14 protein-coding genes are annotated in these 14,390 nt (G+C 76.4%); 4 read left to right on the forward strand and 10 right to left on the reverse strand.

Translation table 11 applies throughout. The annotated features are described in order from the left end of the window. Nucleotides 1–50: 50 nt before the first annotated feature. A complete protein-coding gene (locus BM414_RS03015) occupies nucleotides 51–1,373 on the forward strand; it encodes an ABC1 kinase family protein (protein WP_093577980.1) in 1,323 nt (440 codons plus the stop codon). A 151-nt stretch (nucleotides 1,374–1,524) separates the two neighbouring features. On the opposite strand, the gene BM414_RS29055 is transcribed toward BM414_RS03015, so the two are convergent. The 4 genes from BM414_RS29055 to BM414_RS03030 all read right to left on the reverse strand — a co-directional run bounded on the left by BM414_RS29055 (nucleotide 1,525) and on the right by BM414_RS03030 (nucleotide 4,803). Continuing rightward, a complete protein-coding gene (locus tag BM414_RS29055; protein ID WP_175551398.1) occupies nucleotides 1,525–1,689 on the reverse strand; it encodes a hypothetical protein in 165 nt (54 codons plus the stop codon). 92 nt (nucleotides 1,690–1,781) lie between these two features. Then, nucleotides 1,782–2,129 carry a WhiB family transcriptional regulator gene (locus BM414_RS03020; protein ID WP_093577981.1) on the reverse strand — a complete coding sequence of 116 codons (348 nt, stop codon included), beginning with the start codon at nucleotides 2,127–2,129 and terminating at the stop codon, nucleotides 1,782–1,784. 144 nt (nucleotides 2,130–2,273) lie between these two features. Further along, nucleotides 2,274–2,579 carry a hypothetical protein gene (locus tag BM414_RS03025; RefSeq protein ID WP_093577982.1) on the reverse strand — a complete coding sequence of 102 codons (306 nt, stop codon included), beginning with the start codon at nucleotides 2,577–2,579 and terminating at the stop codon, nucleotides 2,274–2,276. Nucleotides 2,580–2,772: 193 nt separating this feature from the next. Then, the gene (locus BM414_RS03030) at nucleotides 2,773–4,803 is read right to left on the reverse strand and encodes an ATP-dependent helicase (RefSeq protein ID WP_093577983.1); all 2,031 of its coding nucleotides are present in this window, start codon (nucleotides 4,801–4,803) and stop codon (nucleotides 2,773–2,775) included. 219 nt (nucleotides 4,804–5,022) lie between these two features. Between BM414_RS03030 and BM414_RS03035 the strand changes: the two genes are divergently transcribed. The 3 genes from BM414_RS03035 to BM414_RS03045 all read left to right on the forward strand — a co-directional run bounded on the left by BM414_RS03035 (nucleotide 5,023) and on the right by BM414_RS03045 (nucleotide 6,660). Then, nucleotides 5,023–5,286: a mycoredoxin gene (locus BM414_RS03035; protein ID WP_217644524.1), complete on the forward strand. Its 264-nt coding sequence runs from the start codon at nucleotides 5,023–5,025 to the stop codon at nucleotides 5,284–5,286. Nucleotides 5,287–5,407: 121 nt separating this feature from the next. Beyond that, a complete protein-coding gene (locus tag BM414_RS03040; protein ID WP_245784439.1) occupies nucleotides 5,408–6,013 on the forward strand; it encodes an ANTAR domain-containing protein in 606 nt (201 codons plus the stop codon). A gap of 146 nt (nucleotides 6,014–6,159) precedes the next feature. After that, nucleotides 6,160–6,660, forward strand: coding sequence for a nucleoside/nucleotide kinase family protein (locus BM414_RS03045; RefSeq protein WP_245784440.1), 501 nt, complete (start codon nucleotides 6,160–6,162; stop codon nucleotides 6,658–6,660). Between the two features lie 13 nt (nucleotides 6,661–6,673). Here the strand turns inward: BM414_RS03045 and nudC are convergent, their stop codons facing one another. Genes nudC through BM414_RS03075 form a run of 6 tightly spaced genes read right to left on the reverse strand, consistent with a single transcriptional unit; the run spans nucleotide 6,674 to nucleotide 14,356 of the window. After that, nucleotides 6,674–7,639 (reverse strand): NAD(+) diphosphatase, encoded by a 966-nt coding sequence (nudC, locus tag BM414_RS03050; RefSeq protein WP_093577985.1) that lies wholly within the window; start codon nucleotides 7,637–7,639, stop codon nucleotides 6,674–6,676. Continuing rightward, nucleotides 7,636–9,015 carry a M16 family metallopeptidase gene (locus tag BM414_RS03055; protein ID WP_093577986.1) on the reverse strand — a complete coding sequence of 460 codons (1,380 nt, stop codon included), beginning with the start codon at nucleotides 9,013–9,015 and terminating at the stop codon, nucleotides 7,636–7,638. The genes nudC and BM414_RS03055 overlap by 4 nt, the downstream gene beginning before the upstream one ends. After that, the gene (locus BM414_RS03060) at nucleotides 9,012–10,325 is read right to left on the reverse strand and encodes a M16 family metallopeptidase (RefSeq protein ID WP_093577987.1); all 1,314 of its coding nucleotides are present in this window, start codon (nucleotides 10,323–10,325) and stop codon (nucleotides 9,012–9,014) included. Before BM414_RS03060 ends, BM414_RS03055 begins: the two co-directional genes overlap by 4 nt. Nucleotides 10,326–10,366: 41 nt before the next feature. Beyond that, nucleotides 10,367–11,278 carry a DUF2510 domain-containing protein gene (locus BM414_RS03065; protein WP_093577988.1) on the reverse strand — a complete coding sequence of 304 codons (912 nt, stop codon included), beginning with the start codon at nucleotides 11,276–11,278 and terminating at the stop codon, nucleotides 10,367–10,369. A gap of 55 nt (nucleotides 11,279–11,333) precedes the next feature. Then, the gene (locus tag BM414_RS03070) at nucleotides 11,334–12,956 is read right to left on the reverse strand and encodes a serine/threonine-protein kinase (protein WP_093577989.1); all 1,623 of its coding nucleotides are present in this window, start codon (nucleotides 12,954–12,956) and stop codon (nucleotides 11,334–11,336) included. Continuing rightward, a complete protein-coding gene (locus BM414_RS03075) occupies nucleotides 12,953–14,356 on the reverse strand; it encodes a M20/M25/M40 family metallo-hydrolase (protein WP_093577990.1) in 1,404 nt (467 codons plus the stop codon). The genes BM414_RS03070 and BM414_RS03075 overlap by 4 nt, the downstream gene beginning before the upstream one ends. Nucleotides 14,357–14,390: the final 34 nt, after the last annotated feature.

Below are 14,390 nucleotides of genomic sequence, written 5' to 3' on the forward strand. Positions count from 1 at the left end.
GGACACGCCTCCACCAGCGGTCCGGGCTCCGCGTCGGGGACAATGGCACCGTGACCGACGACGCACAGGGGATCCCCAGGGGCTCGATCTCGCGCACGGCGCGGCTGGCCTCGCTGCCCCTCGGTGCGGCGGGCCGCGCCACGCTCGGCATCGGCAAGCGGCTGTCGGGCCAGTCGCCCGACGCCGTCACGGCCGAACTGCAGCAGCGCACCGCCGAGCAGCTGTTCGCCGTCCTCGGCCAGCTCAAGGGCGGCGCGATGAAGCTCGGCCAGACGCTGTCGGTGTTCGAGGCCGCGGTGCCCGAGGAGGTGGCGGCGCCCTACCGGCAGGCGCTGGTCAAGCTCCAGGAGGAGGCGCCGCCGATGCCGGTGCGCACCGTCCACGCGGTGCTCGCCGAGCAGCTCGGCGGGACGTGGCGCACCCGCTTCCGCGAGTTCGACGACCAGCCGGCCGCGGCGGCGAGCATCGGCCAGGTGCACCGCGCGACCTGGCGCGACGGCCGCGACGTCGCCGTCAAGATCCAGTACCCGGGTGCGGCCACCGCGCTCATGGCCGACCTCAACCAGCTCTCCCGCTTCGCCCGGCTGTTCGCCGCGGTCTTCCCCGGCATGGACGTCAAGCCGCTCATCGCCGAACTGCGGGCCCGCGTGGTCGAGGAGCTCGACTACGGCTTGGAGGCCGACGCGCAGCGGCAGTTCTCGGCCGCGTACGCCGGTGACCCGGAGATCGTCGTCCCCCGCGTGGTGGCCAGCGCGCCGAAGGTCATCGTCTCCGAGTGGCTGGAGGGCCTGCCGCTCTCCCGGGTCATCACCGACGGCACCCGCGAGCAGCGCGACCGCGCCGGTCACCTGATGGCCCAGCTGCACTTCTCCGCGCCGCACCGGGCCGGGCTGCTGCACGCCGACCCGCACCCGGGCAACTTCCGGCTCGTCGACGGCGACCGGCTCGGTGTCATCGACTTCGGCGCCACGGCCCGGCTGCCCGACGGGCTGCCCGAGCCGATCGGCCGTCTGGTGCGGTGGGCCCTGGAGGGGCGCGCCGAGGAGGTGCTGACCGACCTGCGCGCCGAGGGGTTCGTCCGGCCGGGGATCCAGGTCGACGCCCAGGGCGTGCTCGACTACCTGAGGCCCCTGCTCGAGCCCATCGAGAACTCCACCTTCCGCTTCACCCGCGCCTGGATGCAGGAGCAGGCCGCCCGCCTCGCCGACCCCCGCAGCGAGGCCAACAAGCTGGGCCGCCAGCTGAACCTGCCGCCTGCCTACCTGCTCATCCACCGGGTGACGGTCGGCTCGATCGGCGTCCTCTGCCAGCTGGACGCCGCCGCCGGCTACCGCGGCGTCCTCGAGGAGTGGCTGCCGGGCTTCAAGGCCTGACCGGACGACAGGAGGCCAGGCCCCCGACGCACCGGGAGCGTCGGGAGCCCGGCCTCGACCGGGAGGGGCTCGGCGCGCCGCCGGGCCCCGGAGTGGCCCCGCTGCAGGAGCCCACCGCGAGCCTGCGAGCGGTGGGGGGGCAGCGGGGTGTCTATCGGACGGCGGCGCTGGCCCGCGCGGCTCGCCGCGTCGCGTACTCCGCGCGACGGGCCCACCGGCGGGCGGCCCGCAGCCGGCGCACGCGGCCGGCGTTGTCGGCCTCGGCGCGCAGCTCGCGCAGCCGCGTGGTGGCCAGGTCGTACTCGTAGCTGTTCATGGCTGGTCCTCGGTGCTCACCGGGCGTCGGTGCCCGATCGGATGGGGATCGCTGCTGCTGGCTGTCGGTGGTCCGGGTCGTCGCCGTCACGGTCACGCCGCGACGACCTTGCGGGGACGGCCCCGCGGGCGCTTGCGCGGGATGACCACACCCCGCTCGAAGATCTCGCCGCCCCACACGCCCCACGGCTCGCCGCGGTCCAGCGCACCGGTCAGGCAGGCGTCGCGGACCGGGCACTCCCCGCACAGGACCTTGGCCTGCTCGAGCAGCGCGGGGCTCTCGGCGAACCACAGGTCCGGGTCGTCGGTCCCGCGGCACGGCAGGGGACGCCGCACCGGTGCCGGGGCCAGGGGGGTGTGCGGTGTCCTCGGGGTGGCATCGCCGGTCCGGGGGAGCCCGGGTCGGCGGTGGGACGTCGGGCGGTCGATCGTCTGCTGCACTGCCGCTCCTCCTCGTACTCGTCGTCTGCGCGGCCGGCGGGGGCCCGCCGACCGGGTGGTCGGGGCCGGGTGCCGCAGAAAAAGACGAAGGCCGCGGATCCCGGGGTTCGGGTTCCGCGGCCTCGAGGAGGACCGGTCGAGCAGTCAGCTCTGCGGTCTCCCCGGGGGGTGGATCCCGAGGGTGTGGCGCTGGGTGGAGATGTCGGTGGTGGGCGCATCGGTGCCGCCGACGCCGGTGCCGAACTGGCCGGCGATGGGCAGACCGGTCCCCGAGAACGGAGCGGTGGGCGCAGCAAGGGCCGTACCGGTCAGGTCGAACGGCGTCATGGACCGGACGAGGGCGTAGCGCGGACGGGCGGTCGGGACGGCGTCACCGGCAGCCGGACGCACGACGAGGGCGCCCCAGGCGGAGACCCCGGCGGGGGCGAAGGCGCAGCGCATGTCGATCATCGTTCCCCCTCCTCCCGGGGTCGGAGTCCGGCTGTCGGGCCGGGCTCGGTCTGGCGCGCCCGCGGGTGTCCGTCGAGCGCGATCAGGACAGTAGGGAAGGTCACCGGAGCGGCGCAACGCAATTAACCGGCACTCTCCCCCGTGACGGGGAACACGCCGGAGGAGCCGTGCGGTCTGCACGCGCGGTGACCGGTCAGCCGCTGACGGTGGCGAGAACGTCCTCGGCGTACATCTCGAGCTTGCGGGCGCCCACACCGGGCAGGCCGGACAGCTCGCGGACGCTCGTGGGCTTCGACTCGGCGATGGCCTGCAGGGTGGCGTCGCTGAAGACGACGTAGGCGGGCACCGAGGCCGCCTGCGCCGTGCTGCTGCGCCAGGCGCGCAGCCGCTCGAAGATCTCGGCGGCCTCGCCCTCCAGGACGACCTTGGTCTTCTTCGCCTTGCGCTGCGGGGGCGGTGCCGTCGGCGTCGAGCCCGGCACCAGGCCGTCGAGGAACCGGCTGCGCGGGCGGGCCCGCTTGGCGCCGGGGTTGCGCACCAGCGACCACGAGAGCGTGAGCTGCTCGCGGGCCCGGGTCACCGCGACGTAGAGCAGCCGCCGCTCCTCCTCCACCGCCTCGGGGCGCGACAGCGACTGTGCGATGGGCAGCACGCCGTCGACGAGGCCGACGACGAAGACCGCGTCCCACTCCAGGCCCTTCGCCGCGTGCATCGACGCCAGCGTGACGCCCTGGACGGTCGGCGCGTGCTGGGCGTCGGCGCGCTCGGCGAGGTGGGCGACGAAGCGCGGCAGGTCGGTGGTCGGGTCCTCGGCCACGAGGTCGACGGCGAGGTCGACCAGCGCGGCCAGCGACTGCCAGCGGTCCCGCGCCGCACCCCCGGCCGGCGGGCGGTGCTCCACCCACCCGGTCGAGGCCAGCACGTCGCGCACCGTGGGCACCAGGGCGCCGGGGTCGCTGCCACCGGCGGCCGCGCCGCGCAGCAGGACGACGGCCTCGCGGACCTCGGGTCGCTCGAAGAACCGCTCGCCGCCCTTGAGCACGTAGGGCACACCCGCGTCGGCCAGCGCCGACTCGTACACCTGGGACTGGGCGTTGATGCGGAACAGGACGGCGATCTCCGACGCCGGCATCCCCGCCTCGACGAGTGCCCGGCACGCCTGGGCGACGGCGGCGGCCTCGGTCGGCTCGTCGGGGTGCTCGAAGAACCGCGGCGCCGGGCCCTCGGGGCGCTGGCCGAGCAGCCGCAGCCCGGGCAGCCCCCGGCGCGGCGGCGCCTGGCCGATGAGCTTGTTGGCCAGCGCGACCACCTGCGGCGTGGAGCGGTAGTCCCGCTCGAGCTTGACCACCGCGGCGTCGGGATAGCGGTCGGCGAAGCCGAGCAGGTGGTCGGGGTCGGCGCCGGTGAAGGAGTAGATCGTCTGGTTGGGGTCGCCGACGACGCACACGTCGGCCCGGCCGCCGAGCCAGGCGTCGAGCAGGCGCTGCTGCAGCGGGTTGACGTCCTGGTACTCGTCGACGACGAAGTGGCGGTACTGCCCGCGCACCTGCCGGGCGACGTCGGGGTGCTCCTCCAGCGCGAACGCGGTGACCAGCAGCAGGTCCTCGAAGTCGAGGGCACCGTCGCGCTGCTTGGCCGACTCGTAGGAGGCGTACACCCGCGCGACCGTCTCGGCGTCGAACGGCGGCTCGCGCCCGGCGGCCGCGGCGCGCGCCGGGTAGTCCTCGGGCGTGGCCAGCGTGGTCTTGGCCCACTCGATCTCGCTGGCGAGGTCGCGCAGGCTGGTGCGGTCGGTGGTCAGCCGGTTGCGCGTGGCGGCGGAGGCGACGACGCGGAGCTTGTTCTCCACCAGGGGCGGCAGCGGGCCGCCGAGCACCCGTGGGGCGAAGTAGCGCAACTGACGCATCGCCGCGGCGTGGAACGTCCGCGCCTGCACGCCTCCGACGCCGAGGGCGGCCAGCCGGGTGCGCAGCTCGCCGGCCGCGCGGGCGGTGAAGGTCACCGCGAGCACCTGCTCCGGGACGAACGCGCCGGTGTGCACGCCGTAGGCGATGCGGTGGGTGATGGTGCGGGTCTTCCCCGTACCGGCGCCGGCGAGGATGCACACCGGGCCGGTGACCTCCGACGCGGCGGTGCGCTGCTCCTCGTCCAGGCCGGCCAGCACCGCCTCGGCGCCGGCGGAGGTCCCCGGGGACCCGGGGGGCGCGTCGGCTGTCCGGGGCATGCGGTGCTTCCTCCAACGGGACGGTTCTCGGAGCGGGGATCCGGCGGCCGGCGGGCCGCACCCGCGAGTGTCCCAGCCGGCGCCGACAGACGACGGGGACACCCCGCACCGGTGGACGGCGGGGACGCCTGGGGAAGAGGGGACGCGACCGGGGCGTTGCCTCCCCGTCGGGACGTCGTCCGTCCCGCACCGACCGACCCGTCCCTGGGAGGACCCCGAGTGACTGCCGCACCCGCCGCCGTGACCATGTACACCACCACCTGGTGCGGGTACTGCGTGCGGCTGAAGAAGCTCATGCAGGTCGAGGGCATCGACTACGCCGAGGTGGACATCGAGCGCGACGCGGGCGCGGCCGACGTCGTGATGCAGGCCAACGGCGGCAACCGGACCGTCCCGACCCTGGTCTTCGCCGACGGCAGCGCGCTGACCAACCCGAGCATCGACCAGGTGAAGGCCCAGCTGGCGCAGCAGCAGGGGGCCTGACCGGCGGGTGCTGCACGGGACACGATCCCCGGCGGTGCATCATCGTCCCCCGGCGGGTCGCGACCGTGACGCGCCGACCGTCCCCCGGCCACCGGCCGGAGCACCCGCGGGAGCCGCTGTCGTGACCTCGGACGCCGTGCACCGCCCCGCGCCCGGACCGGCCGCGGAGGAGGTCCCCGCCGACCGTCCCTCCGTCGTCCTCGCGCGCACCTGCCGGGGGTGGAGCGTGCTCTCCCCCGGGAGGGCCGACGACGTCGGCGACCTGATGGAGGGCCTCTCGCTGGCCGACCTCGTCGCCGAGGAGCTCGGCTGCCCCGCCGAGCCCGACCGCGCCACCCGCCGGGCCGCGCGCGGGAGTGCCGACGACGAGGCCGCGGGTGACCCGCGGGACACCCGGATCGCCGCGCTCGAGCGGACCGTCGCCCAGCTCGAGCACGCGCTGGCCGCCCGGGTCTCCACCGAGCGGGCGATCGGCGTGCTCGCCGAGCGCGACGCCACGTCGCCGCGGGCGGCGTTCGAGACGCTGCGGGGACAGGCCCGGTCGCTGGGGCGGCCGGTGCACGAGCTGGCCCGTGAGGTGCTCACGGCCCTCGAGCGGGCCGCCGCGGTGCCGTCCGCCGCCGAGCCGGCCACGGGCCTGCCGCCGGCCCCCCGCCGCACGCCCGGCCGGCGGGTCGAGCGCGGCGCCGCCCGGCACGCCTCGGTCCCGGCGGACGGCCGCCGCTGAGCGGTCCGGAGCCGCTGACCCCGGGCGCGCTGGCCGACCGGCTGGCCGCCCTCCTCGCCGACGTCGAGCCGCTGCCCGGAGCGGCCGCGGTACGGGTCGCCGTCGACGGGCCCGACGTCGCCGCGCCCGCCGACCTCGCCTCCGCGGTGGCCGAGCGGCTCCCCGCGCTGGGCCGGCCGGCCGTCGCCGTCCCGGCCGACGGGTTCCTCCGGCCCGCGTCGGTGCGCCTCGAGCACGGCCGCACCGATCCCGACGCCCGCTACACCGACTGGCTCGACGCCGGCGCGCTGGCCCGCGAGGTGCTCGACCGGGTGGGGCCCGGCGGGCCGGCGGAGTACCTGCCGGTCCTGTGGGACGTCACCCGTGACCGGGCCGCCCGGGCCGCCTACCGCCCGATGCCGCCACGCGGGGTGCTGCTCGTCCCCGGCCCGCTCCTGCAGGGCGTCGGGCTGGCGTTCGACGTCGTCGTGCACCTGCGGGTGGCGCCGGCCGCCCGGCGGCGGCGGTTCCCCGCCGAGCAGGCGTGGGAGCTGCCCGTCTTCGACCGCTACGACGACGAGGTCGACCCGGTCCCGCTCGCCGACGCCGTCGTGCTGGCCGACCGCCCCGAGCACCCGGCGCTGGTGCTGCAGAACCGCTGGTCGTAGTCCGCCGGCGTGCCTAGTCGAGCTCGCCGGCCACCCAGCGGTCGATGATGTGCCGGGCGATCGACACCGGCGGCGGCAGCGCCTCGGGACCGCGGCCCGAGCGGAGCTCGTCGCGGGTCCACCAGCGGGCCTCCTCGATCTCGGTCGGGTCCAGCCGCAGGGTGTCGTCGCCGTCGAGGCGGGCGGTGAAGCCGAGCATCAGCGACTGCGGGAACGGCCAGGGCTGGCTGCTCACGTAGCGGACGTCGGTGACCTGCAGCCCGACCTCCTCGGCGACCTCGCGGGCCACCGCGCCCTCGGCGGACTCCCCCGGCTCGACGAACCCGGCGAGGATCGAGAAGCGCCCGGGCGGCCACACCGCCTGCCGGCCGAGCACGCAGCGGTCGCCGCCGTCGTGGACCAGCATGATCACCGCGGGGTCGGTGCGGGGGAACAGCTCGGCGCCGGTGACCGGGTCGCGCTGCACCCAGCCGGCCCGCTCGATCGTCGTCGCGGCGCCCGACAGCGGGCTGAACCGGGCCCGCTCGTGCCACTCGAGGATGCCGACGGCCTCGGCGAGCAGGCCGGCGTCGAGGTCGCCGAGCTCGCTGCCGACCTCGCGCAATCCGGTCCACAGGTCCACCGGCCGGCCGTTCACCGTCAGCGCGCGCTCCCCGCGGACCGCGGCGTAGGGCACGCCGTCGGCCTCGCCCAGGTACACCGCACCGAGCGGCAGGGTCGGCTGCTCGTCCCAGACCAGCAACGGGCCGCCCTCGCCCTCGTGCACGGGGACGGCGCGGCGCTCGTCGACGGTGAGCACCCGCACCGGGCGCCCGCGGGTGGGGTCCTCGAGCGCGCGGCCGAGGTGGTCGCGGTCGTGCGCCGAGCGGGACAGCACCGGGACCGTTCCGGTGGTGTCCGGCGTGCCGGCCGGCCAGAAGCCGCGCACGGCCTCCGGCGGGTTGTCGGCCGGGGTGCTGCCGCCCGGCGGGACGCTCACGCGGGGTCCGGCGCGGCGGCCGCGCTGGCGGTCACGTCGACCGGGCCGAGGGCCCGCAGCGCGTCGGTCACCCGCTCGGCGTCACCGACGACGACGGCGGTCAGCGCGGCCGGCGCCAGGTAGCGGCGTGAGGCCTCCTGGACCTGCTCGACGGTGACCTCGGCCAGCGCCCGCTGGTGCCCGGCGAGCCACTCCACCGACAGGCCCGACCCGGCCAGTGCCGAGAGCGTGCTGGCCAGCCCCGCGTGGGTGGACGTCGACAGCGCCATGCTGCCCAGCACGTAGCGACGGGCGGCGTCGAGCTCGGCCTCGGTGACCGGCGCCAGCGCCATCCGGCCGAGCTCGGCCCACGTCTCGAGGAAGGCCGCGCCCGTCACCTCGGTGGCGACGTCGGCCTCGACGAGGAACGACGAGGCCGCGGCCAGGTGGTCGACGGCGCTGCGCGGGCTGTAGGAGTAGCCGCGCCGCTCACGGATGTTCTCGACCAGCCGCGAGGAGAAGTAGCCGCCGAACACCATGCTGGCCAGCCGGACCGCGGGCAGGTCGGGGTCGGTGCGGCCCGGCGCCGGCCCGCCGAGGCGGATGTTGGACTGCACCGCGCCCGGCCGGTCGACGACCTCCAGGTGCCCCGGCGCCAGGGTCGGCGCGGGCGGGGCGCCGGCGGCGGTGCCCTCCCCCGTCCAGTCGCCGAGCGCGGTGGCGACGGCGTCGGTGGCCGCGGCGGGATCGAGGTCGCCGACGAGGACCATCGTGCTGCCGGCGGGCAGCAGCCGCTCGCGGTGCAGCTTGCGCAGCGCGGCAGCGGCGACCTTGCCGACCAGGTCCGGGGCGGGGAGCTGCGCGGCGTAGGGGTGGGTGCCGTAGCGGCGGGCGGCCAGCGCGCTGCGGGCGATGACGCCGGGCTGTGAGCGGGCGATCGCGATCCGCTCGGCCACCCGGTCGCGCTCGGCCTCGACCTGGTCGCCGGGGTAGGCGGCCTGGGTGAGCACCTCGGCGAGCACGCCGAGGACCGGTGCGAGGCCCTCGGCGAGCAGCGTGGTCGAGAGCAGCAGCCGGTCGGGGTCCGCGGCCACCGACAGCTCTGCCCCGTGGCCCTGCAGCGCCTCGGCGATGCCCATGGCGTCGCGCTGCGCGGTGCCGAGCAGCACCGCGCCGGAGAGCACCGAGGCCCGGGCGACGTGCTGCAGGGCACCGCGCGGGGAGGTCGCGGCGAACGGGACGCGCAGCCGCAGCTCCACCAGCGGGACGCCGGGCCGCGGGACGACGACGACGGTCAGCCCGCTCGGCAGCGTCGTCGTGGCGACCTCCGGGACCGGGTGCGGCCGCGGCTCGCCCAGCGGCGGGACGAGGTCGAGGTCGAGCACGGGGGCGCTCACTTGGCTCCTCCGGTGGCCCGCAGCTCCAGCACGGCGGCGGTGCCGGGATCGAGTCCCTTCGCGGCGGCCTGCACCGCGTCGGGGGGAACGGCGGCCAGCCGGGCGGCCAGCTCGCCGGCCAGCTCGGCGCGGCCGTGGACGAGCTCGGCACCGGCGAAGGCGAGGGTGCGGCCCAGCACCGAGTCGGCCTGGCGCAGCAGCTGGGCACTGGTGCGCGCCTGCACGCGGGCCAGCTCCTCGACACTGACGCCCTCGGTGGACACCCGGCCGATCTCGTCGTGGACGGCGGCCAGCACGTCGTCGACACCGATCGCGGCCGGGTGGTGCACCTGGGTGGTGAGCAGCGTGGCGTCGCGGACGTCGAACGGGTCGCCGAAGAGCCCGACGTAGCTGGCCTGCGCCACCGCCAGGCGGTCGTCGTGCACCAGCCGGCGCTCGAGCCGGGAGGCGTCGCCCTCGCTGAGCAGCTCGGCCAGCAGCACGGTGCCGAGGTAGGTGTCGAGGTCACCGACCGGGTCGGGCACCCGCCAGCCCAGGGCGACGGCAGGCGCGGGGGCCAGCCGGTCCTCGACGACGTCGCGGCGCACGGTCGTGGGCGAGGGCTCGCCGGTGTTCGGCGTCGGCGGCACCTCGCGGGCCTCGACCTGGCCGAACCAGCGGCGGACCAGGCGCTCGGTCTCGCCGACGTCGAGGTCCCCGCCGATGCACAGCACCGCGTTGCCCGGCGCGTAGTAGCGGGAGAAGAAGTCCGTGGCGTCGGCGACCGTGGAGCTCTCCAGGTCGACGAAGGAGCCGTAACCGTCGTGGGTGTTGGCGAAGCTCTCGAACGCCACCTGCGGCAGCTGCAGCCAGGGGAAGGCGCCGTAGGGCCGGTTGAGCACGTTGACCCGGATCTCCTCCTTCACCACGTCGATCTGGTTGCGGAGGTTCTCCTCGGTGATGGCCGGGGCGGCCATGCGGTCGGCCTCGAGGAACAGCGCGCGCTCCAGCGCCTCGGACGGCAGCGCCTCGTAGTAGTTCGTGTAGTCCTGGTGGGTCGAGCCGTTGAACGTGCCACCCGCGGCCTGCACCAGGCGGGCGTGCTCCATCTTCGGCACGTGCGCCGAGCCCTGGAACATCACGTGCTCGAAGAGGTGGGCGAACCCGGTGCGGCCCTCCGGCTCGTTGCGCATGCCCACGTCGTAGAAGACGCTCACGGCGACGACCGGCACGCTGCGGTCGGGCGCGAGGACGACGCGCAGCCCGTTGTCGAGGGAGAAGCGCTCCACCGGGTGCCGCAGTGTCAGGTCGGCCCCAGTCGCTGCTGTCACGGACCGACCCTAACCACGCGGGACGACGCCCCGCCGGGCGGTCACAACACGTCGATGTCGGCGACGAGCCGGTCGATGGTCCCGTACAGCTCCGCGTGCGTGTTCGGGATGGAGACGTAGAGCAGCGCGGGGTCGGGCCGGCCGACGTCGACGACCAGCAGCGCCGCGCGCTCGCCGGTCGAGTCGTAGCCCTCGACGTCCCAGGTCAGCTGGAACTCGATCAGGTGCGCGGCGTGGCCGTCGACGGTCAGGGCCTCGTCGCGCAGCACCTCCCGCTCGTTCGGGTACGGGTAGTAGGCGGCGCGCACGCTGTCGGCCAGGGCGGTGACCGTGGCCTGCTCGCTGCCCGGGCCGGTCCAGCCGTAGCCGTCGGCGACCGGCCCCGAGGTGCACTGGGCGATGAAGATGCCGCCGTCGGGCGTCTGCTCCTGGGTGATGAAGTACTGCCCGGCGATGGTGCGGGTCTCGGGCATCGGGCCGCGGTCGTACTCGTACCAGCCGTTGCCGAGGAACGGGTACGAGATCCCCGACTCCTCGTCGATGATCCGCACGGTGCCCGGCGGGAAGGTGCTGCCGGCCGGCGGGGAGCTCGCCACGGGTGGGTCGGTGACGGCGCCCGGGCCGGTGGGGCTGCCGCCGGACAGCCCGACGACCAGCGCGACGACGACGACGGCCACCACGGCGAGCACCGAGCCGCCGATCCACCAGGCCGTGCGGGCACCCCGGCGCGGCTCCGACGCCGGCCCGGGTTGCCAGGCGTCGCTCCCCCACGTCGACGGCGCCGGCGGGCGGGGCGGGGCGGGCACCGGGGACGCCTGGACGGCGACGCCCGGGCCGGCCGGCGTCGTGACGTCCGACCAGCTCTCGCCGTTCCACCAGCGCACCATCCCGGTGGCACCGTCGGGGTCGGGGTACCACCCCGCGGGTGCGGCCGTCAGCCCAGGTCCGGTCACGGGGGTCAGGGTAGGACGGGGAGCCCGCCGATCCTGGTTCCCGCGGCGCGGGCGGTCAGCTGTAGCCGCGGTCGGCGTTGCTGTCCCACCAGCTGCGCAGGTTCGACAGCTGCGAGTCGCCGCCGCCGCGCACCTCCGCGACGCCGTACGTGCCCAGGTCGTCCCAGGTCCAGGCGAACACCGCGTCGCCGTCGCCGTCGACCCAGCAGGCCGCGCGGCCGACCTCGGTGCCGCCGTCGTCGAGGTCGCCGTCCGCGATCGGGAACCAGCCCACCGGGCCGCTGCTGCTCGACCCGCACCCGAAGCGGTCCTCGAGCGGCTCGAGCCCCTGCTGCTCGATGTCGGCGGCCAGGGCCTGCGGGGCGCCGTCGTCCTCGTGGGCGGTGAACGTGCTGCTGGTGACCCCGGTCCCCGGGTCGGCCGGGCAGGCGACCTCCCGCAGCACGCCGTCGGCGGGCTCCTGCCCGGTGCAGTCGCCGAGCTCCACGCCGGCCGGGAGGGTGGCGGCCACGAGCCGCTGCCCGGCTCCGGCAGCAGCGTCGCCGGCGTCGTCGGACCGGAGGGCGACCAGCACCAGGGAGACGGCGAGGACGAGGGAGAGGACGGCCCCGAGTGCCGCGAGCACCCACGGCAGGCGGGCGGCCCGCTGCCCAGCGGGTGCGGCCGGCGGTCGCGGTCCGACGGTGGTGGGCGGCGCGAGCGGCCGCGGCGCGGCCTGCTGCCGGGTGACCGCCCGCCCGTTCCCGCCCCCGGGACCCGGGCCCACCGTCGTCCCGGCGTCGCCGCTGGGCACCGGGACGCCACTGTCGGCCAGCGCGGCACGCGCGGCGGCGGCCATGGCCCCGGCCGTCGCCCAGCGCTGCTCGCGGTCCTTCGCCAGGCCGCGCAGCACGACGCCGTCGAGCGCCGGCGGGATGCCGGGCGTCAGTGACGACGGCGGGGGCGGCGGCTGGTGCATGTGCGCGGCCATGAGCGCCACGGGGTCGGCGCCGGGGAACAGCCGGCGGCCGGTGAGCGCCTCGAAGAGCACGCAGGCGAGGGAGTAGACGTCGGCGCGGGCGTCGAGCGCGGTCGAGCCGAAGCGCTCCGGCGCCATGTACTCGGTGCTGCCCACGGCCATGCCGGTGCCGGTGAGCGCCGGGCCGGGAGCGTCCTCGGAGGTGCGGGCGATGCCGAAGTCGGCGAGGTAGCAGAAGTCCTCGCCGGGCGCGGAGCCGGCGAGGTCGCCGCCGTCGGAGCGGGCGACCAGCAGCACGTTGGAGGGCTTGACGTCGCGGTGCACCAGCCCGCCGGCGTGCGCGGCGTCGAGCGCCCGGGCCACCTGCCCGACGACGTCGACGGCGCGCGCCGGGGCCAGCCGCCCGGCGCGGCGCAGCAGCGAGGCGAGGTCCTCGCCCTCGACCAGCCGCATGTCGAGGAACAGCTGCCCGTCGATCTCGCCGAAGCGGTGGATCGGGACGACGTGCGGCTCGTTGAGGCGGGCGGCGATGCGGGCCTCGCGGCGGAAGCGCTCGCGGTAACCCTCGTCGGCGGCCCACTGCTGGTGCAGGACCTTGAGGGCGACGTCGCGCTCGTGCTCGTCGTCGTGCGCCCGCAGCACCGACCCCATGCCGCCGCTGCCCAGCAGGCCGAGGACGCGGTAGGGGCCGAAGCGCCCGCCGGGCTCGGGAACGGTCACCGGGCCGCCAGCTCCCGCCACAGGTGGGCCGCCGCCTCGGCGCCGCGGTACAGCATCGGCAGCAGGACCCGCTCGTTCGGCGAGTGGATGCGGTCGGTGGGCAGCCCCGCGCCGAGGAAGACCAGCGGGGCGCCGAGCACCTCGACCAGGTCGGCCTCGGGGCCGCTGCCGCCCTCGCGGGTGAACAGGACGTCGTCGGGCGCGGTGTCGAAGGCCTGCGCGATGGCCCGCAGGAGGGCGCCCGTGTACGGGGAGTCGAGGTCGCTGGCGCACGGGGAGACGCCGCCGGGCGGGGTGTGCACCTCGGCCACGATGCCCTCGGGCACGCGCTCGTCCACCCACTGCCGCAGCAGCGGGCCGACGTCCCCGGGGTGCTGGTCGGCGACCAGCCGGAAGGTGAGCTTGGCGTGCGCCTCGGCCGGGACGATGGTCTTGTGGCCGGGGCCGGTGTAGCCGCCCCACATGCCGTTGACCTCGGCGGTCGGCCGGGCACCGATCCGCTCCAGCGTGCTGAAGCCCTCCTCCCCCGCGGTGGCGCGGGAGGCGGCCGGGCCGGCCAGCCAGGCGGCCTCGTCGAAGGGCACGCGGGCCATGAGCTCGCGCCCGCGGTCGGTCAGCGGCCGCACCTTGTCGTAGAAGCCCGGCAGCGTGACCCGGCCGTGCTCGTCGTGCAGCGCGGCCAGCAGCTCCGCCATCGCGTGCAGCGGGTTGGGCACGCCGCCGCCGAAGGAGCCCGAGTGCAGGTCGACGGCGGGGCCGCGCAGGGTGATCTCGGCGTCGGCCAGGCCGCGCATGGCGACGACGGCGCTCGGCACGTCGGGTGCGGCCATGCCGGTGTCGCTGACGACGACCACGTCGCAGGCCAGCCGGTCGGCGCGCTCGCGCAGCAGGTCGGCGAAGTGCGGCGAGCCGGACTCCTCCTCGCCCTCGACCAGCAGCTTCACCGTGACGGCGGGGGTGTCGCGGCCGGTGGCGGCCAGGTGCGCGCGGATGCCGAGCAGGTGGAAGGCGACGTTGCCCTTGTCGTCGATGGCGCCGCGGGCGTGCAGCTCCGGGCCGTCGAGGGTCTCGACGCGGGTCGGCTCGAAGGGCGGGCGCTCCCACAGCTCCAGCGGGTCGACCGGCTGCACGTCGTGGTGGCCGTAGACCAGCGCGACCGGCGCAGCGTCGTCCGCGCTGGGCCACTCGGCGTAGACGGCCGGCGCGCCCGGGGTCGGCCAGATCTCGACGACGGGGAAGCCGGTGCGCCGCAGCGCCCCGGCCAGCCACTCGGCGCTGGCGGCGACGTCGCCGGCGTGCGCGGGGTCGGCCGAGATCGACGGGATGCGCAGCCAGGCGTCGAGGTCGGCGTGGAGGTCGTCGAGGTGGGCCTGCACGAAGGCGCGTTCCGGGCTGGTCACGAGCGCCGACCGTAGCGGCGCGCGGGTGGCGCGT

Origin of the sequence: Geodermatophilus amargosae (assembly GCF_900116515.1) — a bacterium.
Lineage (GTDB): Bacteria > Actinomycetota > Actinomycetes > Mycobacteriales > Geodermatophilaceae > Geodermatophilus > Geodermatophilus amargosae.